The organism is Kitasatospora sp. NE20-6, from assembly GCF_045862635.1.
In genome coordinates, this window is the sequence record NZ_BPRL01000052.1 from 1 (window position 1) to 26090 (window position 26090).

Annotated in this window: 19 protein-coding genes, 1 tRNA gene and 1 pseudogene; 8 read left to right on the plus strand and 13 right to left on the minus strand. The window is 73.9% G+C overall.

What is annotated here, in order from left to right:
* Positions 1 to 104: 104 nt before the first annotated feature.
* The 7 genes from SNE206_RS29190 to SNE206_RS29220 form a co-directional block, all read right to left on the minus strand.
* On the minus strand, positions 105 to 407 hold the full coding sequence (locus SNE206_RS29190; RefSeq protein ID WP_405010117.1) for an antibiotic biosynthesis monooxygenase family protein: 303 nt from the start codon (positions 405 to 407) through the stop codon (positions 105 to 107).
* A 64-nt stretch (positions 408 to 471) separates the two neighbouring features.
* Positions 472 to 1560, minus strand: a complete 1089-nt coding sequence (locus tag SNE206_RS29195) for an alkene reductase (RefSeq protein ID WP_407916510.1) — start codon at positions 1558 to 1560, stop codon at positions 472 to 474.
* Positions 1557 to 2042: a nuclear transport factor 2 family protein gene (locus SNE206_RS29200; RefSeq protein ID WP_407916511.1), complete on the minus strand. Its 486-nt coding sequence runs from the start codon at positions 2040 to 2042 to the stop codon at positions 1557 to 1559. Before SNE206_RS29200 ends, SNE206_RS29195 begins: the two co-directional genes overlap by 4 nt.
* Before the next feature lie 175 nt (positions 2043 to 2217).
* Positions 2218 to 3039, minus strand: coding sequence for a BTAD domain-containing putative transcriptional regulator (locus SNE206_RS29205; RefSeq protein ID WP_407916512.1), 822 nt, complete (start codon positions 3037 to 3039; stop codon positions 2218 to 2220).
* Between the two features lie 242 nt (positions 3040 to 3281).
* Positions 3282 to 6476: an AfsR/SARP family transcriptional regulator gene (locus SNE206_RS29210; protein ID WP_407916513.1), complete on the minus strand. Its 3195-nt coding sequence runs from the start codon at positions 6474 to 6476 to the stop codon at positions 3282 to 3284.
* A 169-nt stretch (positions 6477 to 6645) separates the two neighbouring features.
* A complete protein-coding gene (locus SNE206_RS29215) occupies positions 6646 to 7692 on the minus strand; it encodes an LLM class flavin-dependent oxidoreductase (protein WP_407916514.1) in 1047 nt (348 codons plus the stop codon).
* 44 nt (positions 7693 to 7736) lie between these two features.
* Entirely contained in the window at positions 7737 to 8198 is a 462-nt protein-coding gene (locus tag SNE206_RS29220) for a MarR family winged helix-turn-helix transcriptional regulator (protein ID WP_407916515.1), read from the minus strand.
* Positions 8199 to 8444: 246 nt separating this feature from the next.
* On the opposite strand from SNE206_RS29220, the gene SNE206_RS29225 reads away from it, so the two are divergent.
* The 6 genes from SNE206_RS29225 to SNE206_RS29250 all read left to right on the plus strand — a co-directional run bounded on the left by SNE206_RS29225 (position 8445) and on the right by SNE206_RS29250 (position 15386).
* Positions 8445 to 9983 (plus strand): MDR family MFS transporter, encoded by a 1539-nt coding sequence (locus SNE206_RS29225; RefSeq protein ID WP_407916516.1) that lies wholly within the window; start codon positions 8445 to 8447, stop codon positions 9981 to 9983.
* A 131-nt stretch (positions 9984 to 10114) separates the two neighbouring features.
* A complete protein-coding gene (locus tag SNE206_RS29230) occupies positions 10115 to 11110 on the plus strand; it encodes a zinc-binding dehydrogenase (RefSeq protein ID WP_407916517.1) in 996 nt (331 codons plus the stop codon).
* 171 nt (positions 11111 to 11281) lie between these two features.
* The gene (locus tag SNE206_RS29235) at positions 11282 to 12259 is read left to right on the plus strand and encodes a zinc-binding alcohol dehydrogenase family protein (protein ID WP_407916518.1); all 978 of its coding nucleotides are present in this window, start codon (positions 11282 to 11284) and stop codon (positions 12257 to 12259) included.
* Positions 12260 to 12307: 48 nt separating this feature from the next.
* Positions 12308 to 14041, plus strand: coding sequence for an FAD-dependent monooxygenase (locus SNE206_RS29240; protein ID WP_407916519.1), 1734 nt, complete (start codon positions 12308 to 12310; stop codon positions 14039 to 14041).
* A gap of 32 nt (positions 14042 to 14073) precedes the next feature.
* Positions 14074 to 14895 carry an SDR family NAD(P)-dependent oxidoreductase gene (locus SNE206_RS29245; RefSeq protein WP_407916520.1) on the plus strand — a complete coding sequence of 274 codons (822 nt, stop codon included), beginning with the start codon at positions 14074 to 14076 and terminating at the stop codon, positions 14893 to 14895.
* Between the two features lie 224 nt (positions 14896 to 15119).
* The gene (locus tag SNE206_RS29250; RefSeq protein WP_407916521.1) at positions 15120 to 15386 is read left to right on the plus strand and encodes a hypothetical protein; all 267 of its coding nucleotides are present in this window, start codon (positions 15120 to 15122) and stop codon (positions 15384 to 15386) included.
* A 296-nt stretch (positions 15387 to 15682) separates the two neighbouring features.
* On the opposite strand, the gene SNE206_RS29255 is transcribed toward SNE206_RS29250, so the two are convergent.
* Positions 15683 to 18040 carry a chitobiase/beta-hexosaminidase C-terminal domain-containing protein gene (locus SNE206_RS29255; protein WP_407916522.1) on the minus strand — a complete coding sequence of 786 codons (2358 nt, stop codon included), beginning with the start codon at positions 18038 to 18040 and terminating at the stop codon, positions 15683 to 15685.
* A gap of 1043 nt (positions 18041 to 19083) precedes the next feature.
* Positions 19084 to 19854 carry a YqjF family protein gene (locus tag SNE206_RS29260; RefSeq protein ID WP_407916523.1) on the minus strand — a complete coding sequence of 257 codons (771 nt, stop codon included), beginning with the start codon at positions 19852 to 19854 and terminating at the stop codon, positions 19084 to 19086.
* Between the two features lie 148 nt (positions 19855 to 20002).
* Here SNE206_RS29260 and SNE206_RS29265 point away from each other — a divergent pair, with 148 nt between their 5' ends.
* The gene (locus tag SNE206_RS29265; protein WP_407916524.1) at positions 20003 to 20563 is read left to right on the plus strand and encodes a DinB family protein; all 561 of its coding nucleotides are present in this window, start codon (positions 20003 to 20005) and stop codon (positions 20561 to 20563) included.
* A 72-nt stretch (positions 20564 to 20635) separates the two neighbouring features.
* On the opposite strand, the gene SNE206_RS29270 is transcribed toward SNE206_RS29265, so the two are convergent.
* The 3 genes and pseudogenes from SNE206_RS29270 to SNE206_RS29280 form a co-directional block, all read right to left on the minus strand.
* Positions 20636 to 20715: transfer RNA gene (locus tag SNE206_RS29270), tRNA-Tyr, on the minus strand.
* A 347-nt stretch (positions 20716 to 21062) separates the two neighbouring features.
* Complete coding sequence (locus tag SNE206_RS29275; RefSeq protein WP_407916525.1) at positions 21063 to 22034, minus strand: alpha/beta hydrolase; 972 nt, start codon at positions 22032 to 22034, stop codon at positions 21063 to 21065.
* Positions 22035 to 22249: 215 nt separating this feature from the next.
* Positions 22250 to 23209, minus strand: a pseudogene (locus SNE206_RS29280) (aldo/keto reductase).
* Between the two features lie 91 nt (positions 23210 to 23300).
* Between SNE206_RS29280 and SNE206_RS29285 the strand changes: the two are divergent.
* Positions 23301 to 23918 (plus strand): TetR family transcriptional regulator, encoded by a 618-nt coding sequence (locus tag SNE206_RS29285; protein WP_407916526.1) that lies wholly within the window; start codon positions 23301 to 23303, stop codon positions 23916 to 23918.
* Positions 23919 to 24035: 117 nt separating this feature from the next.
* On the opposite strand, the gene SNE206_RS29290 is transcribed toward SNE206_RS29285, so the two are convergent.
* Positions 24036 to 25385 (minus strand): GH1 family beta-glucosidase, encoded by a 1350-nt coding sequence (locus tag SNE206_RS29290; RefSeq protein ID WP_407916527.1) that lies wholly within the window; start codon positions 25383 to 25385, stop codon positions 24036 to 24038.
* Between the last annotated feature and the right edge of the window lie 705 nt (positions 25386 to 26090).

A 26090-nucleotide genomic window follows, 5' to 3' on the forward strand; every position in this document is an offset into this window, starting at 1 on the left:
GGGCGCCCGGGCGGGGGGGGGGGGGGCGCCCGGGGGGGGGCCCGGGGGCCCCCCCCCCCGCCCCCCCTGCGGGACCGGACCGGTCCGACCCGGTCCGGTCCGGTTCAGACCTGGGCGGCCCGGCCCTCCCGCACCGGCACGCTCAGGTGCGGCTCGCCCTTGATGAGCCCGGTGAGTGCGTCGAGCCGGCGGCGGAACTCCGGCTCCGCGAGGGCCGTCCGGAAGGTCTCCTCGTCGTCCCACTCGGCGATGTTGAAGTAGACCGCGGCGTCCTTGGAGGACCGTACGAGGGAGTAGCGGATGAGGCCGGGCTGGGTCTCCATGAAGGCCCCGACGGCCTCGTAGAGGTTCTCGAACTCCTCGGCGCTGCCGATCAGGGTGAGCTTGTTGACGAACACGACGGCCATGGTGGCTCCTCCGGTGTGATGGTGTGCAGGCGGTCGGGACGGCCCGCCCGGGGCGGGCCGCCGGTCAGTCGACGGCCCCTGCCGCGCTCACGGCGAGGACCGGGTAGTCGGTGTAGCCCTGGGCGCCTCCCTCGTAGAAGAACCGCGGGTTCCAGGAGTTGAGCGGGGCGCGCGTGCGCAGCCGTTCGGGCAGGTCGGGGTTGGCGAGGAACTGCCGGCCGAAGGAGAGCAGGTCCGCACCGTCGGCGAGGGCCTTGTCGGCGGCGGCGAGCGTGGTATCGGTGTCGAGCGGGCCCGTCCCGAGGTTCACGATGACGGTGCGCCGCCACTGCCGGCTCAGTCCGTGCACGAGGTCGGGGTCGCTGCCGGCGACGAAGTGCACGTGGCCGATGCCGAGTTCGTCGAGCCGGTCGAGCAGGGCGGGGTAGACCTCGGCGCGGTCCGGCTCGGTGATGCCGTTGAGCCGGAAGCCCGGGGAGAGCCGGATGCCCGTGCGTTCGGGCCCGATCTCCGCGGCGACGGCCCGGGCGACCTCGACGGGGAACCGGATGCGGCCCGCGGCGTCGCCGCCGTACGGGTCGTCGCGCAGGTTGGTCGCCGACGACAGGAACTGGTGCAGCAGGTAGCCGTTGGCGCCGTGGATCTCGACGCCGTCGAAGCCGAGGTCGGTGGCGGTACGGGCACAGTGCGCGAAGTCCCGTACCGTGGCTGCGATGTCGTCGCCGGTCAGGGGTCGCGGTACCGGGTAGGCGGGCGTGCCGTGGAACACCCGGGCGGTGCCGTCGGCCTGGACGGCGGACGGTGCGACGGGGGTCTCGCCGTGCAGGTCGGGGTGGCTGATCCGGCCCGCGTGCATGATCTGGAGGTAGATGCGGCCGCCGGCCCGGTGGACGGCGTCGACGATCCCGGCCCAGGCGCGGGCCTGTTCGGCGGTGTGCAGCCGGACGCTGTGGGCGTGGCCGACGGCGATCGGGCTGGGGTGCGTGGCCTCGCTGATGACGAGACCGGCCGCTGCCCGCTGCGCGTAGTACTCGGCCATGACGGCCAGCGGTGTGCCGTCGGGGGTGGTACGGCCACGGCCCATCGGGGACATGACGAGCCGGTTCGGCAGGTCGAGGCCGCCCAGCGGGACTGCGTCGAACAGGCCGCTCATGCGCCGGCCTCGTCGACGGCCTCGATGCCGGTGATCGTCTCGGCTCCGTCGTGGCTGATGTAGCGGCTGCGCACCGACCAGGTGCCGTCCCGGCGTTCGAGGACGTCGTGGGCGGTCGTGCTCAGGTAGAGGCGGGGTTCGCCGCCGCGCGGGGTCTCGAACACGACGGCGTAGTAGCGGGTGCGGACGGTGTCGGGCCCGTCGGGTTCGGCGGCGACCATGCCGAACCAGTGGCGGCGCACGAGGCCCCGCGCGGCGAGCGCGTCGATGCCCTTGCGCATGCCCGCGGCGATGTCGGCCCGGCCGCGCTTGACCCCGGGCTTGACGTTCTGGGCGAAGGTGCCGTCCTCGGTGAACTGTTCGGCCCACTCCTCCGCCCGACCGGCGTCCAGCAGCTGTGCGTGCCCGGCGTAGAACTGGATGATGGCCGCGTAGTCCGAGTCCGGCACGGTCCTGGTGTCCGGCGATGCGGTCCGCGTCACGGTTTCCTCCTGTGGTTCGGGTGCGCCGGTCGGGCGCCCGGGGTCCGGGCCAGGTTGTCCGGGGTCGGTGGAGCGGGCGTGGAGTCCGGCTCCACCCGGCGATGCGGCGATGCGGCCGTGCGGCGACGTGGCGGTGCGGCGACGTGGCGGTGCCCGGCGGCTGCCCGTGCGGTGGTCAGCCGGCCGGGCGCAGGGAGACGGGCATGGTCTCCGGCCCGGGCAGGTACACGGACTCGGCCACGGGCGCGGAGTTGAGCAGGTCCGTGTGCAGGGCGCGCATCCGGGCCGAGGGCTCCAGGCCGAGTTCGTCGCCGAAGGTGCGGCGGAGCCGGGCGAACGCCTCCAGGGCGTCGGCGGTGCGCCCGGACCGGTAGAGCGCGATCATCAGCTGGGCGTGCAGGTTCTCCGAGGTGGGGTACTGCCGTGCGAGCACGCTGAGTTCGCCGATGAGCCGGTGGTGGCGGCCGATCCGCAGGTCGGCGTCGATGCGCTGTTCCAGGGCACCGAGCCAGGTCTCGCGCAGTCCGCTGAGCCGGGTGCGCAGCAGCGGTCCGCAGGTGACGTCGGCCAGTGCCTTGCCGGACCACAGGGCGAGGGCGTGGTGCAGCAGTTCGGACTCGCGGACGTGGTCGCCGGCGAGCCGGGCCACGGACGCCTGCTCGACGGACCTCTCGAACTGGTGCAGGTCCAGCCGGCCCGCGCCGACGGCCAGGAGGTAGCCGCGGTCGCGGGTCTCCAGGTTCATCTCCGCGGGTGCGGCCGCGGGTGCGGCGCTTCTGAGGATCTTGCGGAGCTGCATCACGTAGGTCTGGAGGGTGGAGTGGGCGCTGTGCGGGGGCGAGTCCGCCCAGAGCTCGTCCACGCACTCGTCGACGGTGACGACCTGCCCGGCGTGGAACAGCAGCAGTGACAGGAGCTGGCGCTGCTTCGGGGCACGCGGGGTGACGGTGCGAAGGTCGTCGGTGAGGGTGAGCGGGCCGAGGATCCGTGCGTACATCTCGCCTCCAGGACTGGCCGGGTGGGGTACGGGCACCATGGTGTGCCCTGGCCCTTGCGACGGCCTTTCACCGCGGCGGCCGTCTCCTTTCGCCGGCCCCGGCGGGCCGGGATCTTCACGAGGCGCAATACGGTGTTGACGAAATGCGCACGGAACGGTCCAGGGGCACCCCTGCACGGAGCGCCCCTGTCACCTCCTGCCTGCGCGCCGCTTCGTGGAGGGCCGCGGCGTCCGTGTGCGGTTCACGCACACTCCGGGAACGGCGTGCGGACGCTTCCCGGCACCCCGGGCACGTCCGTCCCCGTGCCGGGTGCGCGGCCGGAGCGCCGGCACAGCTCGTCGGCCCGGGCGCGGAGCAGCAGCAGACCGGACCTGTCGGCGACGGCGGCGGCGCGCATGCCGAGCTCGTACGCCTCGGCGGTACGCCCGTCGGCGAGTTCGAGCCGGCCCAGGCCGATGAGGGAGTGCGCCTCGGACTGGGGGTGGCCGATGCGTTCGGCGATGCCGAGGACACGGCCGAACTCCTCACGTGCGTCGGCGGACCGGTCCCGGATGAGGTGCAGGCCTCCGAGGATGTTGCGGGCGTTGGCCTCCAGGGCCGTGTAGCCGTGGTCACGGGCGACGGCGACCGCACTCTCCGCGTACTCGTACGCGAGGTCGACGGAGCCGTTGCACGCGTGGACCTGGGCGAGCCCGCAGGAGGCGAGGACCGTGGTGTGCGTGGCCCCGAACTCCTTGCCGAGGGAGAGGGCGAGGCTGAGGTCGGCCAGGGCCGCGTCCCACTCGCCGAGGTCGGCCCGGACGGAGCCGAGGCGCGCCAGCACCTCGGGGCGGGAGCGCTCGGCGCCGCTCCCGTCCAGGATCTCGGCGGCCTCGCCGAAGTGCGCCTCCGCCAGGCGCAGCCGGCCCTGGCTGTGCCGGGCCATGCCGAGGCATGTCAGTCCGCGGGCCTCGACGTGCCTCAGCTCCAGCCGCCTGCTGATCCCCAGACCGCGCTCCAGCAGGGTGATGGCGCTGTCGATGTGCTTGGTGGGCTGCTGGAGCTGGTTCATCGCGATGGCGTTGATGGTGACGGCCTCGAAGTCCCGCATGCCGAGGCGGATGAACGTGCGGTGTGCGGTGCGCAGTTCGCGGGCGGACTCCGGGAGGTGGTTGAGGCCCTGCAGGGCGGTCCCGACGCTGAGCCGCATGACGGCGACGACTCCCGGGTCGCCGATCGAGATCGCGGCGCGCAGCCCGGCCCGGGCGATGGTGAGCCAGTCGGCCTGGAGGCGTCCCAGCGCGAAGTAGCCGCGGAGCATGTCCACGAGGTGGACGCACACCTCCTCCAGTTCCTCCTCGGCGGTCCGGACGACGAGGGCGACGAGGTTGGGCTGTTCGGCGCGCAGCCAGTCCTGCGCGGCCGTGGGCCCGATCCGGCGCCGCTGCACGTGGGGACCGGGCTGGAACACCCGCAGGAACCCCGGGTAGCAGGACTGCACGGCCTCGTCGGTGCGGCGCAGGTACCAGTCGCACAGCCGGTTCAGGGCCTGCCGCCGGTCCGCGGGCCCGTCCTCCTTCACGGCGCGCTCGGCCGCGTACCGGGCGATGAGGTTGTGGAAGCGGTACGTGCCCGGCGACGCGACCTCGACGAGCTGGGCCGCGGCGAGCTTGTCGAGGAGCTGGTCGGCCACCTGGGGTTCGCAGTCGGCGAGCCGGGCTGCGGTGCCGGCGGTGAAGGACATGTCGTCGACGAGGCCGAGCTGGCGGAAGAACCGGCGGGACAGCGCCGGGAGCGACTCGTAGGCGACGCCGAACGCGGCCCGGACGGCGGTGGAGGGGCTGTCGCCGAGGGCGAGGAGATCGAGCGGATCGCCCTCGCGCAGCGCCTCCGCGAAGGATTCGACGGATCGCCAGGGGCGTCCGGCGAGATGCCCGGCGGCGATGCGCAGGGCGAGCGGAAGTCGGCCGCACAGGGTGACGAGTTCGGCGACGGCCGTCGGGGAGAGCGACTCCGGGGCCCGGCCGAGGACGGCGGTGAGGACTTCCTCGCTCTCCTGCTGCGACAGCAGGTCGAGGGTGAAGCCCCGTGCGCCGTGGACGGCGACGAGGTCGGGCCGGTACTCGCGGTGCAGGGCGATCACGGCGCAGCTGGGCGAGCCGGGCAGCAGGTCGGGGATCTGTGCGCAGTCGTTGACGTCGTCGATGACGATGAGCACCCTGCGGTCGGCGAGCCGGCTGCGGAGGACTCCGGCGAGCTGGTGCCGGTCGGCGGGCAGCGCCGAGACGTCGGCGCCGGAGGCGTGCAGCAGTTCGGCGATGACGTCCTGCACGGTCCGGTTGCCGCCGCGCGCGTCGCGGAGGCGTACGTACCACTGCCCGTCGGGGTAGGCGGGGCTGAGCCGGTGGGCGACGCGCAGCGCGAGCGCGGTCTTGCCGATGCCGGGCGGCCCGATGAGACTGACGAGCGGCACGGCTGCCCGCCGACTCGGGGTGAGCGCGGCGGCGACCTTCTCCGACAGCTCTTCCCGACCGACGAAATGGGTCGTCTCCGGCGGCAGTTGACGCTGCACGACCCAGGGCGCGCCGGGGTTGACGGGCCTCGTGCCGGCGAGCCGGTGGGGCGGGCGGGCCCCGGCCGTGGGACGGGCGGTGGGCGGGCCGTCCCGGCGGCCGTGGAGTTCGCCCGTCTCGGCGAGCAGGGTCCGGTGCAGTTCCTGGAGCTCCTGCCCCGGCAGCATGCCGAGTTCGCGGTCGAGCGTGCGGTAGTAGTCGCGGTACTCCCCCAGGGCCGCGGCGGCCTGTCCGGTGCGGTGCAGCGCCCGCATCAGGTACTCGCGCAGCCGTTCCCGTACGGGGTGTTCGGCAGTGAGGGCGCGCAGCTGCGGAACGATGTCGGCACCGCCCCCGAGGTCGAGCAGCAGGGCGAAGCGCCGTTCGACGAGGGTGAGGTGCTCCTCGACGAGCTGCGGTGCGACCTCCGTCTGCAGGGAGACGGAGGGCACCGCCCCGAAGGGGTCGCCGCGCCACTCGGCGAAAGCCCTTTCGAGAGCGTCGAGTTCGGCCTCGGCGTGCCCCTTGCTGCGGGCGGTGCGGGCCTCGCCGGCCGCGTTGCGGTAGCGGGTCAGGTCGAGGGCGGCGGGGTCCGTCGCGAGCCGGTAGCCGCCCGGGTGGGTCTCGATGACCGAGCGGCCGCCGGGGCCGGGCTGCCGGCGCATCAGGGCGCGCAGCCGGGTGGTGTGGACGTGCAGCGCGGCGCGGGCGTCCCGTGGCGGCCGGTCGTCCCAGAGCCTGCGGATGAGCTCGTCGGGCGTGACCACCTGGTCGACCCGCAGCAGCAGGCAGGCGAGGAGCACCCGTTGCTTGGGCGACGAGACGGGCAGCTCCCGCCCCTCTGCGCGGACGGAGAGGGGCCCGAGTATCCGGAAGTCGTAGATCGGAGCGTGTTCCTCGTTCAAGCGGACACCTGCCCGTTCGGTCGCCGTGTGCATGATCGACTGTGCCCAGCGTCACGGTCGTGCTCAGCGACACAATAGAACGAGCCCGCACACGGGCCACCACCATGTGATCCAGGTCACACGGCGGAGCGAAAGTGGTGCGGCCGGGCCACGGCCGGCCGGCCTCGCGTCACGGCGGAGGGGTCCGGCCGGCCCCCTCGCCGCCGCCGCCCTCCGCCGTCAACCCGAAGCGGTGCGCCAGCAGTTCGTAGGAGCGCACCCGGTCCCGGGGGGCATGGATCGTCGAGAGCACCATGAACTCGTCGGCCTCCAGCTCCTCGGTCATCGACGTGAGCACCTTGTGCACGTGGTCGGGGTCGCCGACGACGCACCTCGGCCACTCCGCCTCCTCGTCGGCCAGCGGCTCCACCTCCCCGCGCAGCCCGTCGAGTGCCGCCTCCGGGGACGGCAGCGGCAGGAGCAGCCCGCGGCCCATGCGCAGGCGGAACAGCCGCTGGCTGGCGAAGACCCGCTGCGCCTCGTCCTCGGTGGGCCCGCAGTAGACGCCGATGCCGATCTGGACGCGCGGCCGGGATCCGCCGCGGGCGTCGAAGGCCCCGCGGTAGGCCTCGACGACGGTACGGGTGATCTGCGGGCGGCCGAAGTGGGCGATGCAGATGGGCAGTCCGAGCCGTCCGGCGGCTTCGGCGCTCCCGGGGCTCGCGACCAGCAGCCATATCTCGGGCGCGCCGGCGGCCGGCATGATCTCGATCGGCCGGTACGGGTGCCCGGCGGGGAAGCCGCCGTACAGGAAGGCGAGCAGCTCGGCGAGCTTGCCGGGGAACCCGGCGTCGCCCCCGCCGCCGGTGGGACCGGTCGAGAGGGCGTGCGCCTCGATGCTGCCGGCCCCCACGCCGCGGCCCAGGCCGAGGTCGATCCGGCCGGGCGAGAGCGCGCTGAGCACCCGGAAGGTCTCGGCGACCTTCAGCGGGCTGTAGTAGGGCAGCAGCACCCCGCCCGAGCCGACGCGGATGCGCCGGGTCTCGGCCGCGACCCTGGCCACCATGATCTCGGGCGCCGGGCCCGCGAACGAGGGCGTGGCATGGTGCTCGGCGAGCCAGTAGCGGTGGTAGCCGAGGGCGTCCGCGCGGCGCGCCAGGTCGAGGGAGTTGTGCAGGGCGGTGGCCGGGGTCGACCCCTCCGGCACGATGGACTGGTCCAGGACGGACAGCTTCACGCTGGTCTCCTTCTCGGTCGGGGCCGGAAGGAGGGGTGACGCGATCAAGGGGTGGCGGCGCCGGCGGCGGAGTGCCGGAAGCGGGCGACGAGCGATGCCCAGCGGTCGTCGAACGAGGCGACGTCGAGCAGTCCGGTCAGCTCCTCGCGGCAGCGGGTCTCGGCCTGTTCGCCGCGCTCGGCTCCCGCGGCGGTCAGCATGCAGTAGACGCCGCGGCGGTCGTGCTCGCAGGAGACCCGGGTGGTGAGGCCCTTGTTCTCCAGGCGGGTGACGAGCCGGCTCATGGACGACTGGTCGAGCCCGACCGCGGTGGACAGCTCCTGCACCCGGGTGCCGCGCAGGTGACCGTGCCGCAGCTCGATCAGCACCATCAGCTCGGGCAGCGAGATCTGGTACTCGCTCGCGAGCATCCTCTCCAGGGACTGGTTGAGCTGACCGACCATGAGCCCCAGCCGGCGCCACAGGTCGAACTCGCCGGAACGCCCGGCGCGGTCATCGGCCGACATGTCCGCCTCCCCTTCGTTCGCTCCCCCTCCACTATAGCCATCTCCACACGAGATGCATGTCTGTGCAGACATTTTCAACGGCCTTCGCCTCCAGCCTGCCCCAGGAGGGCGGAATTCGGCAAGGCACACAGGCGGATCCGGGCGAAGTAGATGCAGGCGCCTGCATTCTTCCTCTACGGTGAGAGAACCCACAGAGCACGCCGCCGGCGCCCGCTCCCGACTGCCCACCGACCCGAGGCGGTACCCATGACCCGCGGAACCCCCGAACCCCTCACAGCCTCCGAGACGACGGCACCGCCCTCGAAGACCGGTCCTGCGACGGCGGAGCCCGCACCTGCGGCGGGCAGCGACCTCGACCCGGCCTTCCTGCGCATGGCCGCCGTCCTGCTGCTCGCCCTGCTGATGGCGCTGCTCGACGAGACGATCGTCAACGTCGGCCTCACCACTCTCGGCGGACAGTTCGACTCACCGCTCGCGACCGTCCAGTGGGTCACCGCCGGCTACCTCCTCGCCGTCGCCGCCGCCACGCCCTTCGCGGGCTGGGCCGTCGACCGCTTCGGCGGCCGCACGATGTGGCTCACCGCCGTCCTGCTGTTCGTCCTCGGCTCGGCCCTGTCCGGCTCCGCCTGGTCGATCCAGTCGCTGATCGCCTTCCGGGTGCTCCAGGGCATCGGCGGCGGCATGATCGTGCCGGTCGTCCAGAGCGTCCTCGCCACGACCGCCGGCCCCTCCCGGGTCGCCAAGGCCATGGCCCTGATCTCCCTGCCGCTCACCCTCGGCCCGATCCTCGGCCCCGTCCTCGGCGGCGTCCTCGTCGACACGGTCAGCTGGCGCTGGATGTTCCTGATCAACCTGCCCATCGGCCTGGTCGCCGTACTCCTCGCCCTGCGCACCCTGCCCGCCGACCGGTACGCCGGCCGCCCCGACAAGCGCCTGGACGTCCTCGGCCTGCTGCTGCTCTCCCCCGGCTTCGCCGCACTCGTCTACGGCCTCACCACCGCCGCGCACTCCGGCGACGCCACCTCCCCCCAGGTGATCGCCTCCTTCGCGGGCGGCGCACTGCTGCTCGCCGGGTACGCCGTCCACGCCCTGCGCACCAGGATCGAACCGCTCATCGACCTCCGCATGTTCACCGCCCGCGGCTTCACGATGGCCGTCGTCACGATGTTCTTCGTCGGCGCCGTCGCCAACTCCCTGCTGCTCCTGACCCCGCTGTACTACCAGCAGTCCCGCGGCTTCGGCGCCCTGCACGCCGGCCTGCTGCTGATCCCCTCCGGCATCCTGGGCGCGGCCGGCGCCATCACCTCCGGCAAGACCGCGGACAAGGTCACCGCCCGGCTCACCTCGACGATCGGCATGCTGGTCACCGCGGCCGGCGCGCTCGCCTACTCGCAGATCGGCTCCGGCACGAACACGGCCTGGCTGTCCGTCGCACTCGCCCTCACCGGCTACGGCATCGGCCTGACCGCACCCGGCACCATGGCGTTCATGTACCGCGCCGTCGGCGAGGCCCGGGCGCCCCGGGCCACCAGCGCGCTGTTCATCGTCAACCAGATCGGCGGCGCCCTGGGCATCGCGGTCATCGCGATCGTCCTCCAGACGCGGCTCGACGGCACGGACGGCCACCCGGCCGCGGCGTACGGCAGCTCGTACTGGGTGATCATCGCCTTCAGCGTGGTCGCGGCCCTCGCCGCACTGTTCCTCCCCGGCTCCTTCCGCGCGGAAGCCCCGCCGCAGCAGACCGACACGGACGAGAGCGCCGTCCCCGAGTCCGCCCCCGTCTGACCCCTCTCCCCCCTCCCGTCACCGGCCCGCCCGAACCTCCCCCGGGCGGGCCGGTTCCGTGCGTCCCGGCGGACACCCGGGCACCCGGACACCCGGACGCCCCTGGCGACGGAAAGCCCCACGCCCCATGGATGTTGGACCAGGAATCCAGCGACACCGCCTACACCTGGGGGAAGCCACCACAGCCGCCCGTACCCGAGGACACCGTGAAAGCACTCGTCACCACCGCACCGGCCCCGCTCACCCTGGAGCTGCGCTCCGTACCCGACCCCCGCCCCCGCCCGGACGAGGTCCTCGTGGAGGTCCACGCCACCGCCCTGAACAGGGCCGACCTCCTCCTCGCGGCCCGCCGCCCGGCCGGCTCCCCCCTCGGGCTGGACGTCGTCGGAACGGTCCTGCGCCCCGCCTCCGACGGCACCGGCCCCGCGGCGGGCGCCCGCGTCACCGGTCTGGCGGCGAACAACGCCTGGGCCGAACTCGCCGCGGTCCGCGCCGACCGCCTGACGGTCATTCCGGACGGCGTCACCGACACCGACGCCGTCACGCTCCCCGTCGCCGGCCTCACCGCCCTGTACGCGCTCCGACGGGCCGGCTGGCTGCTCGGGAGGCACACCCTCGTCACCGGCGCGAGCGGCGGCGTCGGCCGCACGGCGGTGCAACTCGCCCGCGCGGGCGGCAGCGAGGTGACCGCCTGGGTCGGCTCGGCCGCCCGCGGCAAGGGCCTCGCCGCCCTCGGCGCACAGGTCGTCACGGGCTACGACGAGCCGCCCACCGCACCGGTCGACATCCTCGTCGACAGCGTCGGCGGCGAGGTGTTCAGCACCGGCTACGGACTCCTTCGGCCCGGCGGCGTTGCGACCGTCTTCGGCAACACGGTCCGGGCCGAGCTGCGGCTCCCCGCGGACTGGGGCCACGCCCGGCCGGGCGTACGCATCGAATACCTGTACCTGCTCGACGAGGTCACCCGGCGCGACGTACCGGCCGACCTCACCCTCCTCCTCGACCTGGTCGTCGCGGGGAGGCTCACCGCCTCGCCGGGCCTGCTCACGCCCTGGACCGACCCGCAGCGCGCGATCGACGCCCTGTACTCCCGCGAGGTCAACGGGAAGATCGTGCTCTCCATGTGACCGCGCGGCACCTCCGGCAGCAGGCACCGGGCACCGTACGCACCCGCCCGCCTGCGCCCTCCGCCTCCCGCCCTCGGCCTCCCGTCCTCCGCCCTCCGCCGGGCCGCACCGGCACGCCGCCGCGCCGCCGCGCCGCGGAACCCCTCCCCGTCACTGCACCGCGAGGTCACCATGCGACTGATCAGCTACCACGAGCACGGCTCCCCCGACGTCCTGCGCATCGAGGACGTGCCCACGCCCACGCCCGGTCCCGGACAGCTGCTGCTGCGCACCGAAGCCGTCGGCGTCAACTTCATCGAGACACAACTGCGGGGCGGCACCGCGCCGTTCCCCTCCCCGCTGCCCGGCCGGCCCGGTGGTGACGTGGTGGGCCGGGTCGAGGCGCTCGGCCCCGGCACCGACGGCCCGGCCGAAGGCACCCGCGTCGCGGCGTACGGCGTACCCGCCGCGTACGCGGACCACGTCGTCGTCGACGCCGAGCGGGCCCTCGTCGTGCCCGGGGACCTCGACGCGGCCACCGCGACCGTGCTCGGCTCGACCGCCCAGACCGCGTGGAGCGTCCTCGACGCGGCCCGCATCGCCAAGGGCGAGACGGTGCTCGTGCACGCGGCGGCCGGCGCGATCGGGCACGTCGTCACCCAGCTCGCGAAGCTGCGCGGCGCCGGCCGGGTCATCGGCACGGTCGGCTCGCCCGCGAAGGCCGGCTTCGTCCGGGCGCACGGCGCCGACGACGTGGTCGACTACCGGCAGCCGGACTGGGCGGACACCGTCCGCGAACTCACCGGCGGCCACGGCGTGGACGTCGTGCTCGACAGTGTCGAGGGCGCCGTCTTCAAGGACGGCCTGCGGCTGCTCAAGCCCTACGGGCGGCTCGTCTACTACGGATTCGCCGGCGCCGGCGGCCAGGTCGCGAGCGTGGCCATGACCGAACTCCTCGGTCTCACCTACGTGGTGGGCACCTCGCTCGACGCCTGGGCGAAGGCCGACCCGGCCCGGGCCGCCGAGGCCCGCGGCGAACTGGTCAGGCTGGTCGCGTCCGGCGACCTGCGCGTCGCCGTGCACACCACGCTGCCGCTGACCGAGGCGGCCGAGGCCCACCGCGTCATCGAGAGCCGGTCGCAGTCGGGCCGCGTCGTCCTCCTCCCCTGAGCCCGTGAGCCCGTGAGCCCGCAGCCCGAACCCGAGGGAGCCCGTCCCGTGCCACAGACAGCGCACCGGCCCGATCCGGCCGACCGCCCGTCACCGGAGCCCCGCCCCGCGCCCGCGACAGCGACAGCGACAGCGACAGCGACAGCGCCCGACGAAACCGTCCCCGTCCTGGTCGTCGGCGCCGGACCCGGCGGGCTCAGCACCGCCGTCTTCCTCGGCCTGCACGGCGTGGCGGCCTCGGTGGTCGAACGCCACCCGGGCACCTCGACCGCGGTGAAGGCCACCGGCCAGTACCCGCACACGATGGAGGCCCTGGCCGTCGCGGGTGTCGCCGGGACCGTCCGCGAGCGGGGGCGCGCGTACCGCAGCGACTTCCACATGGTGGTCGCGAAGACCCTCGCGGGGCCGGTGCTGCGCACGCTGATGAGCGGCGACCAGCTGAGCATGCGGCACGTGTCGCCGGAGGACTGGGGCACGGCCAGCCAGTCCACCGTGGAGGCCGTGCTCGCCGACCGGGCAGCCGAGCTCGGCGCGCGCCTGCACTTCTCCACCCGCCTGGTCTCCCTCGACCAGGACCCGGACGGCGTCACCGCGGTCACCGAGCACACGGTCACCGGCGAGCGCCGCACGGTCCGGGCGGCGTACCTGGTCGCCGCGGACGGCTGGCGCAGCGGCGTCCGGCAGTCGCTCGGCATCCCCGTGCACGGCCGGGGCACGGTCGGCACGGTGCTGCGCGTCCTCTTCGAGGCCGACCTCACCGAGCCGCTGTCGCACACGGACGGCGCCTCGGACGGCCGCCGCTTCACGGCCCTGCACGTGGGGCACGCGGTGCTGTTCAACACCGAGGTCCCCGGCCTGTACGGCTACTTCCGCAACCTCACGCCCGAACTCCCGGACGGCTGGTGGAAGGACGAGGAGACCGTCGCCGCGCAGATCCGCACCGACCTCGGCATCCCGGGCACCACGCTGAAGATCGAGGAGATCGGCGCGACGGAGATCTCCTGCGGTGTCGCCGAACGCTTCCGCGAGGGCAGGGTGCTGCTCGTCGGTGACGCCGCCCACGTCATGCCACCGACCGGCGGCATGGGCGGCAACACCGCGTACCTGGACGGTCTCCACCTGGGCTGGAAACTCGCGGCCGTACTGGACGGCACCGCCGGCGACGCGCTGCTCGACAGCCACGACACCGAACGCCGCCCCTACGCCGTGCAGTTGGTCGAGCAGCAGTTCACCAACCTCGTGGAACGCATCTCGCCCGAGCTCGCCGACGACTCGCTCGCCGTACCGCTGCCGCCACCGGTGATCGCGTTCGGCCACCGTGTCCCGCAGGGGGCCGTCGTCACCGAACCCGGCGACCCGGGCGAGCTGTTCGAGGACCCGGCCCGGCCCACCGGCCGGCCCGGCTCGCACGCCCCGTACGTACCGCTCACCCGGCCGGACGGCACGGCCGCCTCCACCACCGCCCTGTTCGGCCGCGCCTTCGTACTGCTGACCGGTCCGGACGGCACGGCGTGGGCCGACGGCGCCGCCACGGCCGCGGCCGCCCTCGGGATCGCCGTCCACGTGCACCGCATCGGTCCCGGCACCGGACTGGTCGACGGTGGGGGCGAGTTCGCCGCCGCGTACGGCATCGGCGCGGACGGGGCCGCGCTGGTGCGGCCGGACCGGTTCGTCGCGTGGCGGTCCGCCGGAGCACGACCGGACCCTGCGGCCGAGATCGAGCACGCCCTGCGGCACGTACTGCACCGCCCCGCGCACCGCCCCGCACCGGACCTCCCCTGACAACCGTGAGAACCGTCCCGAAAGGACCCACCATGGCAGTGGCAGAAGCAGTCGCCCAGGACGAGACCGCGCAGCCGGGCGGACGACGGGTCGCCCTGGTCACCGGCGGAACGAGCGGCATCGGCTTCGCCGTCGCCGAACTCCTCGCCGAGCAGGGCCACGCGGTGTTCCTGTGCGGCCGGAACGCCGACACGGTGGCCGCCGCCGTGGACAAGCTGCGCGGCCAGGGCTTCGAGGCCGACGGGACCGCCGCCGACGTCACGTCGAAGGAGGACGTCCCGCGGCTGGTCGCCGCCGCCGTGGAACGCTTCGGCCCCGTCCACGTGCTCGTCAACAACGCGGGGCGCGGCGGCGGCGGGATCACCGCCGAACTCCCGGACGAGCTGTGGGAGTCCGTCATCGAGACCAACCTCAACAGCGTCTTCCGGGTCACCCGCGAGGTGCTCGCCCGCGGCGGCATGCTGGAGCGCGGCCACGGCCGCATCGTCAGCATCGCCTCCACGGGCGGCAAGCAGGGCGTCGAACTGGCCGCCCCCTACTCCGCGTCGAAGCACGGCGTCATCGGCTTCACCAAGGCGCTCGGCAAGGAGCTCGCCCGCTCCGGCATCACCGTCAACGCGGTCTGCCCCGGCTACGTGGAGACGCCGATGGCCGAACGGGTGCGCCAGGGCTACGCGGCGCACTGGGGCACCACGGAGGAGGAGGTGCTGACGAGGTTCGAGGCGAAGATCCCGCTCGGCCGCTACTCGACGCCCGAGGAGGTCGCCGGCCTCGTCGGGTACCTCGCCGCCGACGTCGCCGCCTCCATCACGGCCCAGGCCCTGAACGTCTGCGGCGGGCTGGGCAACTACTGACCGCGGGAGGGGACCGGCACGGGCAGGGCGGGCACCGACGGCGCTCCGCACCGCGCGTACGCGGAAGGGCCGATCGGCATGGCGCGGCTCGGCCTGGCCCGCGGCGAGGAGACCCGGCCGCGGGCCCGGTCCGACACACCTGGAAGGCAGTCGGCACAACGCGTGCGGTGAGGGGTGCAGCCCGACTCCATCAGCCCTCGACCGCCCCGGGGGAGGCTGTTCCCATGCATGGTGAACCCGAACGCCCCGCGCACGGCACGTCACCGGCCCCCGACCTCTTCGGCCTGCCGCTGGCCTGCGCGCTCTTCGCCCTGGACACCACCGCGACGGCCACCCGCCTCCTCGGCATCCCGCCGGGGCCGGAGCCGGCCGAACCCCGCCGGCCGCGCCCGCGGGGAAAGCCCCGGAGCACCCCGGCGACCCGCACCACCAGGACGGCCCGCAGGGACTGCGCCCGGGCCGCGACAGGCGCGGAGACCACCGAGGTCTGACATCCGGGTGCGGGAGGGATCCGGCGGCGCCGCCTGCAAGGGCCCGCCCGTGCCCAGGTCGGGTCGGGCCCCGGTCGGGTGGGGTCGGGTCGGGGAAGCCCGGGAACACAGTGGTGGGGGGGGCCCCCCCCGCCCCGGGGGGGGGGCCCCCCCGGGGGGGGGGGGGGTGGGGGGGGCGGCCCCCCCCGGCCCCCGGGGGGGCCCCCCCCCGCGGGGGGGGGGGGCCGCCCCACGACACGGTGTGCAGTTGCAGTGCGGTGCACTGCGGACCGGGGTCAGGTCAGGTCAGATCAGGGTCACGGGTACGAGACCAGGTTGACCGGGACGGTGCCGGTGGGCGTGACGGCCCCGGTGTCGTTGATGATGTGGGTGATGGTGCCCTGGTAGTTCAGCGAGACGGTCAGCAGCGAGTGGAAGCGCACGCCGCTGTTGTTGGGCACCTCGAAGGCGTGGTAGTTGGCCACCGCGGGATTGACGTTGAAGTAGCAGTAGCTGCCCAGGCCCCACGCCTCGTGGCTGGTGACGTTGTTGCCGACCTTGTAGGCGGCGTAGCCGTTGACCGAGGCCGAGCTCTTCCAGGCCGCCTGGTTGGGCACGTCGTAGGGGTTCTCGTTCTGGAAGAAGATGGTGCGGCCGCCCTGGCCGTTCCAGACGACCTCGTACTTCTGGTAGTGCTCGACGAACAGGCCGGTGGCGAGCACGTTGTTGCCGTTGACGATCAGGCCGGTGTCGGCGGTGTTGACGGTCCAGCCGACGGTTCCGGCGTTGCCGTGGTCGGCGCGCCAGGCCCAGATGTGGTCGATGATCGTGTTGCTGCTGTTGACGACCAGGCTGTTGGTGGCCTTGCCGGCGAGCTGGCCGCCGATCCGGAAGAACACGTCCTGGACGGTGGTCGGGTTGGCGGCGTGGGCGGCGGTGGACCCGGACGGGCCGACCGTCAGCAGCGCCTGGGAGTTGGTGGTGCCGGCGTCGAAGAGCAGGCCCTTGAGCCGGACCCCGTCCACGTCGGCGACCTGCATGGCGTTGACGCCGTTGTCGGGGACGAACGTCGGGTAGCCGATGCCGAGGACGACCGTGTTGGCACGGTTGACGTTGAGCGTCTGGTTGAGGTGGTAGACGCCCGGGGTGACGAACAGGTTGCAGCCCTGGGCGAGGGCGTTGTTGATGGTGGTGGCGGTGTCACCGGCCTTGACGACGTAGAACTGGCTCATCGGCAGGGAGCTGCCGGGGGTGCTACCGCCGGCCCAGCTCGGGCCCGTCGCGTTGGTGCGCAGGCTCGGCAGGAAGACGCGGTAGCGGTTGGCGCTGTCGACGTACAGGTACGGGACGTCACGGGAGACCGGGGTGGTGGCGAGCACCGTCTCGGGCGGGGTGGGGAAGGTGTTGGCCGGGGCGCCCTGGACGCCGGAGAAGACCATGTTCCACACGCCGCCGTCCCAGCTGCCGAGGCCGCTGTCACGGGTGTACCACTGTTGCTGGGAGATCGACGCCATCTGGCCGGTGACCCGGCTGTCGGCGACGTAGCCACCGCTGGCCCAGCCGTAACTGGCCGGGTAGAGGGCGAGGTTGCCGCGTACGTCGATCCGCCGGAACGGCGCGGCCTGCGCCACCGCCCAGCGGTTGGTGCCGCCGCCGGGGTTGATGGCGAGGTTCTCGGCGCTGCGCCAGAAGTTCTGGGTGGCGTTGCCGGCGTCCGAGGCGTTGAAGGCATCGACGGTGATGTTGCCGTTGATGGTCACGTCACCGGGGTTCTGGCCGAGGCCCGCCACGGAGGTGTAGAAGCCGACGTTGTCGTTGACGTTGTACGTGCCCGGCTTGAACAGGTCGGCCACCCGGTTGTTGCTGAACTGCGCCGACAGGGTGTCCTTCATCTGGTTGAAGTGGGCGTCCAGCTGCGTCTGGATGGTGGCGGCGGACATGCTGGGGTCGTAGATGTGGACGTTGGGACCGAAGTCCGGAGTGTCCGACTGCACCGGGCAGCCGGTCTGGGTGCCGCCGATGGTGTAGGTCGCCGTGGCCACCGCGGAGTCGGTGAGGCCCGACGACTGGGCGAAGGCCTTGACGGTGCTGCTGGCGGTGACGCTGATCGGCCCGGTGTACACCGCGGAGCTGCTGTTCGGCGTGGAGCCGTCACGGGTGTAGCGGATGGTCGCCCCGGCGGTGGCGTCGGAGATCGTCACCGTCTGCGCCGTGGCGTACTGCCCGCCGGCGGGGCTGAAGGTCGGCTGCGCGACCTGGCCGCCGGTGCCGCCGCCGCCCTGCGTGTAGCTGAAGTGCGGCGTGTCGTACTGCGGGCCGCTCTTCTCGTAGGTGAACCAGTAGTCGAGGACGTTGCCCGTGGCGAGGCCGCTGACGGTGTGCGTCCACGTGCCGGAGCCGTTGACCATCCGGACGTTCTGCTGGTTGGCCGCGTTGACCAGGTAGTGCACGTCGACGTAGACCGCCGCGGTGGTCGGGGTGAACGAGATCTTCGCCTGGGTGGTGCTGGTCGCGGTCACGCTCTGCGTGTAGTCCGGGTCCGCGGCGGCGGCCGTACCCGTCGGCACGAGGCCGAGCCCGCCGAGCAGCAGCGCCAGGACGGCCAGCAGCAGGGGGACGCCGCGGGCGCCCTGCCGTGGGCGCGGGAGGCGCGGGAGAGTTCTGTGGAGCGTCATGGGGGGTGGTCCTTCCCTGTTCATCGCGGTGCGGGGGTGTGCGACGGCACGGGACGGCACCGGACGGCCCCTGCGGGGGTCCGGCCGGAGTCCGGGACACGGGCGAGCGCTGCTCCATGGGTGCGGTCGCTGGGCAGCGGCACGAGCACGGCGGGAGGGGCCCCCGGCAGGTGCCACGCGCGGGGCACGCCTGACCACGCCCGGTCGGGGCCGGGCGGGCGCGGCGGCAGCCCCGGTCGGTGGGACGCCTACGGCGTCAGGGGTCTCCCGGCGGTCGCCGGGCGTGACCGGGCGGGCGGCACGCAGATCCTGGCCGGGGCCGTGGTGAAGGAAGGCATGGCCTTCTCCTTCGTGACGTGCATCGCTGCGCCAGGTCCCGGCGGGATCCGTGCGGACCGCTGGTGGAGGCGGTCCGGGCAGGGAGCGCCGCAGTGGGCTCTGCGGGCCGGAGCAGTGATGGGTGGGGTGGGTGGGGGCCGAGTGCGCCCGGTGGTGCGGGGTGGGGGTGCAGGTACGCGCGAGGTGGGCCACGACGCGTGGTGAGAGCGCTCTCAGTTCCAGGACGGTACCAGCCGCCGACGGGGCGGCCAAGGGGCAGCACGAGAAAGGCGTCCGCGCTTCTGGCTCGCAACTTCCCTACCAGCCAAGGGACCTGACCGATTCTTTCCCCAGCACCGCCGCCGCCGCGGGAAACCCGGCCGGCAGACCGACCCCGCCCGCACCGCACCGGCGCGGGCGGACGCCCACCGGCAGGCCCGGGCGCCACGACGACCGGCCGCTCCTCCGGTCTCACCTGGGCCGCTGACCAGGGAATCCACCGCCCACCCGCCGGGCGGACGGGCCACTCCGCGGCCGTGGGCGACCACCTCCCGCCCGGCTCCGCACCACGGACGAAGGTCGCCCGCGGGGTTTCGACCGCCGCCCGGTGGCGCATCCACCCCTCGGGAAGAGAGCGCTTTCAGTCATCCTGACGGACAGGCCGACGGGAGACGCGGGTCACGGCCACGCGGCCCCGGGGCCCTTCACCGGGGCCTCTTCACCGCTCAGGACGCCGGCACGCCGGGCGGGCGCAGCGGGCCGCCGAACCGCACCGGCACACCCGGCGAGTACAGGACGCTGACCGGCGCCCCGACCGGCGCCGGGAGCCCGGCGGCGACCACCAGGTCCTCGCTGCACCCGGTCAGTTCGGCGCGGTGCAGCGGCCAGCGCGGGTGGGTGTTCGGGAGGTACACCGGGCGGCCGAGGAAGGTGCTGTGCATCCCCCAGCGCGCGGTCAGGAAGTGCTCCAGCTCGGTCGGTTCCCGGACAGGGTCGCCGATCCGCACGGAGATCCGGCTGTGCGCGCCGCGCGGCCCGGGCCAGCGCCGGCTGCTGGTGTAGGTGAGGGTGTCGCCCTGCCGGTCGATCGCCATCCGGGCCCAGACGTACGGCAGGCGGAAGCCCAGCCGGGCCGTCACCACCGGAACGAGGCGGGCGGCTTCGAGCGAGCGGAACACCACGCCGCGCCGCCCGTGCTCGTCCACCGAGTAGAGCCGCACGTTCGTCTCCGGGAACGTCCCGAGGTACGGCACGCCCGGCAGCCGGAACCAGCCCACCCGGTGCATCCGGAACGCCACCAGGCCCACGTACGTCACCCCGCCCAGCACGTCCGGGCGGGTGCGGGGAGGGAGCAGCGGCGCCACGTCCGCAGGGTCCACGGCCCAGTGGAGGAAGGTGAGGTCGAGCCACGACTGGGTGAGCAGGGTGCCGGGCACGGCCCGCGCGGGGTCGGCGGTGACGGGTTCCACGGCGGGCACGGGAGCGGTCGGGGCCATGCATCGAGCATAGGAGCCGCCGAGCGGCCGTCGGCGACGGCGCGGGGCACCGCCTGCGGTCGCCTTCCCGCTACGAGGCGGACCGCCCCGAGGGGACGCCATCCGAAAAGCACTGGCGGCGGCGGTGACCACGGACGACCATGCACCCATGAACGATCAACCCGAGCGCTGGACCCAGGCCACCGTCCACCCCGACATGTGGGCCGACCCGAGTGACGACCCCCGCAACAGCGAGGGGAACAGCCCGGACGGTGAACTCGCCACGCTGCAGGACTTCCTGACGAACTACCGCGCGACCCTGCGGATGAAGTGCGAGGGCCTGGACGCCGAGCAGCTGGCCCGCCGGTCGGTCCCGCCGTCGACGATGTCGCTGCTCGGCCTCGTCCGGCACCTCGCCGAGGTGGAACGGGACTGGCGCAACTGGATCACCGACGGCGATCCGCTGCCGAAGCTGTACGGCGTGCGTGACGCGGACTTCGACGGAGCCGTCGCCGAGCAGGCCGTGGTCGACGCCGCCTACTCCGCACTGGCGCGCGAGCAGGCCGCGACCGACGCGGTGCTGGCCGAGCACCCCGACCTGGGCGAGCGGCTGGGGAAGGACGGCATCGCCGTCCGGGAACTGCTGGTGCACAGGATCGAGGAGTACGCCCGCCACTGCGGGCACGCCGACCTGCTGCGCGAACGCGTCGACGGCAGGGTGGGCCAGTGACCGGCCGCCGCCCCGCCGTCCGAGCCCGCCTCGGCCGGCGGCGGGTGCGGCGGTCGGCGGGTGTCGTCGGGGTGGGCGAGGACGGATTCGAACCGTCACAGCCGGAGCGGGGGCTTTACAGGCCCTTGGGCTCACCGATGCCCAGCTCGCCCTCGGTGGGGTGATGTGCTGTCGCGGGTCGTTCCGGCCCGGTGCGCGGGTCGCGGATGCGGCGTCAGATCCGGCCGCGGGCATAGGAGGGGCGCCGGTACGACGCGTGGTCGGTCGTGGTGTGCACGGTGCTGTCCCCTCTCCTGTGCCGGTCGGCCGTCGTGCGGCCGGGCTCCTCGCCGGCCGGTGCCGATGCCGAGACTCTGCCGGAGTGCGTCCACCCCGGGCAAGCGATTAACCGGCGGCGTCGCACGCAGCTGCACCGCAGGCCGCGGGCCCGGGCCTGCCCCGTGGGCGGTCCCGGGCCCGCGGCCCAGCGCGCGGCCCCGCGCGTGGCGCCGACGGGCCGTCAGGCGGGGTGGAGGGCGGCCTTCAGGGTCTGTACGGCCTGGGTGATGGCGGCCTCGGCCGCGTGGGTGCCGCGCAGCGCGTCGAGCATGACGAAGTCGTGGATGATGCCGGGGTAGCGGGTGGCGGTGACGGGCACCCCGGCCCGGCGGAGCTTGTCGGCGTACGCCTCGCCCTCGTCGCGCAGCACGTCGGCCTCGCCGGTGATGACGAGGGCCGGCGGGAGGCCGGCGAGCTGCTCGGTGGTGGCGCGCAGCGGGGAGGCGGTGATCTCGGCGCGCTGCGCGGGGTCGGTCGTGTACTGGTCCCAGAACCACTGCATGCCGTCGCGGCGCAGGAAGTAGCCGGTGGCGAACTGCCGGTACGAGGGCGTGTCGAACGACGCGTCGGTGACGGGGTAGAACAGCACCTGCTGGACGAGGGGTACGCCGCCGCGCTCCTTGGCCATCAGGGTGAGGGCGGCGGTCATGTTGCCGCCGACGGAGTCGCCGACGGCGGCGATCCGGGTGGCGTCCAGGCCCTTGGCGGCACCGTCGGTGACGACCCAGCGGGCGACGGTCCAGTTCTGCTCGACGGCGACCGGGTAGCGGTGCTCGGGCGAGAGGCCGTACTCGGGGAAGACGACGGCGGCACCGGCTCCGACGGCGAGTTCGCGCACGAGGCGGTCGTGGGTGTGGGCGTTGCCGAAGACCCAGCCGGCGCCGTGGATGTAGAACACGACGGGCAGCGGGCCGGTGGCCCCGGCCGGCCTGACGATGCGGGCGCGGACGGAGCCGGTGGGCCCGCCGTCGACGGTGATCCACTCCTCGTCGACCCCGGGCTTCGCGATCCCGCCGGACTGCACCTCGTCGACGGCCTTGCGGCCCTCGGCGGGCGGCAGCTCGAAGAGGAACGGCGGGTCGGCGGTGGCCTCCGCGAACTCGGCGGCGGCGCGCTCCAGCACCGGAGCGGCGGGGGTGTGGTCGTCGGTCATGGGACTCCCGGTCCTGAGGTCGGTGGTCGGGCACCGCACGGTGTGCGGTGCCCGCTGGGGGCGGCCGGGTCGCGGCCGCTCTCCACTGTGCGCGAGCCGTCCGGCGAAGGGCGTCCCGGCACACCGGTGGCCGCCGGGACGGCCCGGCCGGAGGTGCCGCCGCCGGGAGTGCCGTCGCCCGTTCCCCCGCCCGCGCCGGCCGGGTGCCCCGCGGCTCAGACCCAGGTGGGCATGCCGGCGGCGTAGCGGTCGCCGAAGCCGCCGCCGGGAAGGATCGCGTCGACGGCTGCGAGGTCGGACGCGGTGAGGGTGAGGTCGGCGGCCGCCGCGCTCTCCGCGACGCGTTCGGGGCTGCGGGTGCCGGGGATGGGCACGATGTGCTCGCCCCGGGTGAGGAGCCAGGCCAGGGCGAGCTGGGAGACGGTGGCTCCCTTGCCCGCGGCCAGCCGGGCGAGCTGTTCGACGGCGGCGAGGTTCTTCTCGAAGTTGCCGGGCTGCCAGCGGGGGTCGCGGTTGCGCATGTCGGTGGGGTCGTACCGGCCGGCGGGCTTGGCGGTGCCGGTGATGAAGCCCCGGCCCAGCGGGGAGTAGGCGACGAAGCCGATGCCGAGTTCGTCCAGGGTGGGGAAGAGCTGCTCGACGTCGCGTTCGAAGAGGGAGTGCTCGGTCTGCAGGACGGAGACCGGCTGCACGGCGTGCGCCGCGCGGATGGTGCGGGGTCCGGCCTCGCTGAGGCCGAAGTACTTCACCTTGCCCGCCTCGATCAGTTCCTTGACGGTGCCGGCGACGTCCTCGATCGGCACGTCCGGGTCGACGCGGTGCTGCTAGAGGACGTCGATGGTGTCGATGCCGAGGTTGGCGAGGCTGCGGTCGACGACCTCGCGGATGTGTGCGGGGCGGCTGTCGGTGCCGTAGTCGTGGGTGAAGCCGAACTTCGTGGCGATCACGATCTCGTCGCGGAAGCCGGCCACCGCACGGCCGACGATCCGCTCGTTCTCGCCCCAGCCGTAGAGCTCGGCGGTGTCGAAGAAGGTGACGCCGAGCTCGTGGGCCCGCCGGATCGCGGCGACGCCCTGCCGGGTGTCGCCGGGGCCGTAGGCGATCGAGATGCCCATCGAGCCGTAGCCGAGGGCGGAGGCCTCCAGGCCCTGGCTGCCGAGGGTCCTGTGCTGCATGACGCACCTCCTGGTCGAACCGAACTGTTCGGTTCGACAGTACGCCGAGGTCGGCCCACCGCCAAACCGAACGGTTCGGTAGGCTGGGGGCATGACACCGCAGCCCGGCGCCGAGGCCACCCGCGACCGCATCACGGCCGCGGCCACCGCCGAGTTCGCCCGGCACGGGATCGCCGGGGCGCGCGTCGACCGCATCGCCAAGGCCGCCAGGACCAGCAAGGAACGCGTCTACGCCTACTTCAGCAGCAAGGAGGAGCTCTACCGGCACGTCACCGCCCGGGAGCTGACCGCGGTCGCCGAGGCCACCCGCCTGGACCCCACCGACCTGCCCGGCTACGCCGGCCGCGTCCACGACTACTTCGCCGCCCACCCCGAACGCCAGCGCCTGATGGCCTGGGGCCGCCTGGAGCTGAACGGCGCGGAGGCACCCGCCGACGATCCGGTGCAGCTGGCCGTCGCCCACAAGGTCGGGCAGCTGCGCGCCGCCCAGGAGGCCGGGCACCTGGACCCCGACTGGGATCCGCTCGACATCCTGGTGCTCCTCAACCAGCTCGCCATGGCCTGGGCCGGGCAGACCGACCTCGCCGGCGCCCGGCCGCCCGGCCGGGAGGCCGAGTTCGCCGCGGCCCGCCGGGCGGCCGTCGTCACCGCCGTCCAGCGCCTCTTCCCCGCCGCCCGGACCTCCGCCGGGTCGGCCCCCGACCGGTGACGGACCGCCGATCCGGGCCGGACCGCCGCCCGACCGGCGGCCCACCACGGTGACGAGCCCGCCCCCGCACCGTGTCCGAGGTGCGGGGGCGGGCCCTGGTGCGGGGACGGGCTCCGGTCAGCGGGCCGTCCGGCGGCGGTGCTCGGCGATGAGCTCGGCGTACCGGCGGCCGCTGCTCTTGACGGTGCGGCGCTGGGTCTCGTAGTCGACGTGCACGAGGCCGAAGCGCTTGTCGTAGCCGTACGACCACTCGAAGTTGTCCATCAGGGACCACACGAAGTAGCCCGCCAGCGGGGCGCCCTGGGCGACGGCGCGGGCGCAGGCCGCGAGGTGCGACTCCAGGTAGGCGGTGCGCTCGGGGTCGTGGACGGTTCCGTCCGGGGCGACGGTGTCGTGGTAGGCGGCGCCGCTCTCGGCGACGAAGATCTTCTGCGCGCCGTACTCCTTGGTGAGGCGCAGCAGGAGGCTCTCCAGGCCGGGGGCGTGCACCTCCCAGTCCATGTACGTCCGCTCCTCGTTGGGGCCGGGCACCATGCGGGCGTACGGGGCCGGGCCCGTGGGGTCGTCGGTGACGATCTGGCGGAAGTAGTAGTTGAGGCCGATCCAGTCGAGGGGCGCCGAGATGAGGTCCAGGTCGCCGTCCTGGACGGGGAGTTCGACGCCGTAGAGCTTGACCATGTCCTCGGGGTAGCCGCGGCCGTGGATGGCGTCGAGCCACCAGCGGTTGACGTGGCCGTCCATGCGCAGCGCGGCGGCGCGGTCGGCCGGGCTGTCGGTGGCGGGCAGCACCGGGCTGAGGTTGTTGACGATGCCGATCTGCGCGTCCGGGATGCGCTCGCGCAGCGCCTTGACGGCGAGGCCGTGGCCGAGGTGCAGGTGGTAGGAGGCGCGGACGGCGGCGGTGAGGTCGGTGAGACCGGGGGCCATCCGGCCTTCGAGGTGGCCGATCCAGGCGGAGCAGAGCGGCTCGTTGAGGGTGGCCCAGTGCTTGATGCGGTCGCCGAGGCGGTCGGCGACGACCTCGACGAACTCGCCGAAGCGTTCGGCGGTCTCGCGGACGGGCCAGCCGCCGCGGTCCTGCTGGGCCTGCGGGAGGTCCCAGTGGTAGAGGGTCGTGAAGGGGGTGATGCCGGCTTCGAGGAGGTTGTCGGTGAGCCGGTCGTAGAAGGCCAGGCCGGCCTCGTTGACCCGGCCGTCGGCCTGCGGGACGACGCGCGGCCAGGCGATGGAGAAGCGGTAGGAGTCGAGGCCGATCTCCTTGGCGAGGGCGAGGTCCTCCGGCCAGCGGTGGTAGTGGTCGCAGGCGACGTCGCCGGTGTCGCCGTTGTCGACGTTGCCGGGGGTGTGGGAGAAGGTGTCCCAGATGGACGGGGCCCGGCCGTCCTCCGTGGCGGCGCCCTCGATCTGGTAGGCGGCGGTGGCGGCGCCCCAGACGAAGTCGTCGGGGAAAGCGCTGAGGTCGTTCACGAGGTGCCTCTCATCAGGGGTCGTGGAGCGTCGTCCGCCGGGGTCCGGGGGACGACCCCCGGGCTCGGCGCGGCGGTCCGCGGACGGCACCGGGGCGGGCGGGGTGGGAGCCGGGGGTGGGGAGCCGGGGGTGCGGGTGGGCGGGTGCGCACCTGCGAGCTCTCCGGGGTGCACGGCGCGGCGGCGGGGGGCCGTCGCGCGGGCGGTCGGTGGTGCTCGGGGGATGGATCCACCGGCGCCGGACGCGCCGCGCAGCACGGCGGCACGGCGGGGCGGACGGGACGGTCGTCGGCGGTGCACGCCCCCCACCAGGGGCGATCTGCCGACGGCCCGGTCGGCACCACTGTCGCTGACGGTTGATCAAGAAGACTCCCGGCGGGCGGATTTGCGGCCCGCCGAGTTACTTCGAGCCATGATTTAACCTGTGAGAAAAGCCACCGTCAAGAGGATGGGGGCACGACTCCGACCTCCCCCGCCCCTCCCGGAAGAGCCGGACCCGGTATGCGCGCCGGGCGCGCGCGGGGCGCGGCGGCACCCCGCGACACAAGGGGGCACCAAGAGGAGAGCGCTCTCCCCTACACCCTCGGAAGGCCCGGGAACAGGGCCCCCGGCCTGGGAATTCCACCCCGCACCCGGCCCCGTATCAGGGTTGACAGCCCTTCAGGCGGGTGCAAAAGTTCAGCGCGGACCGGAGAGCGCTCTCCT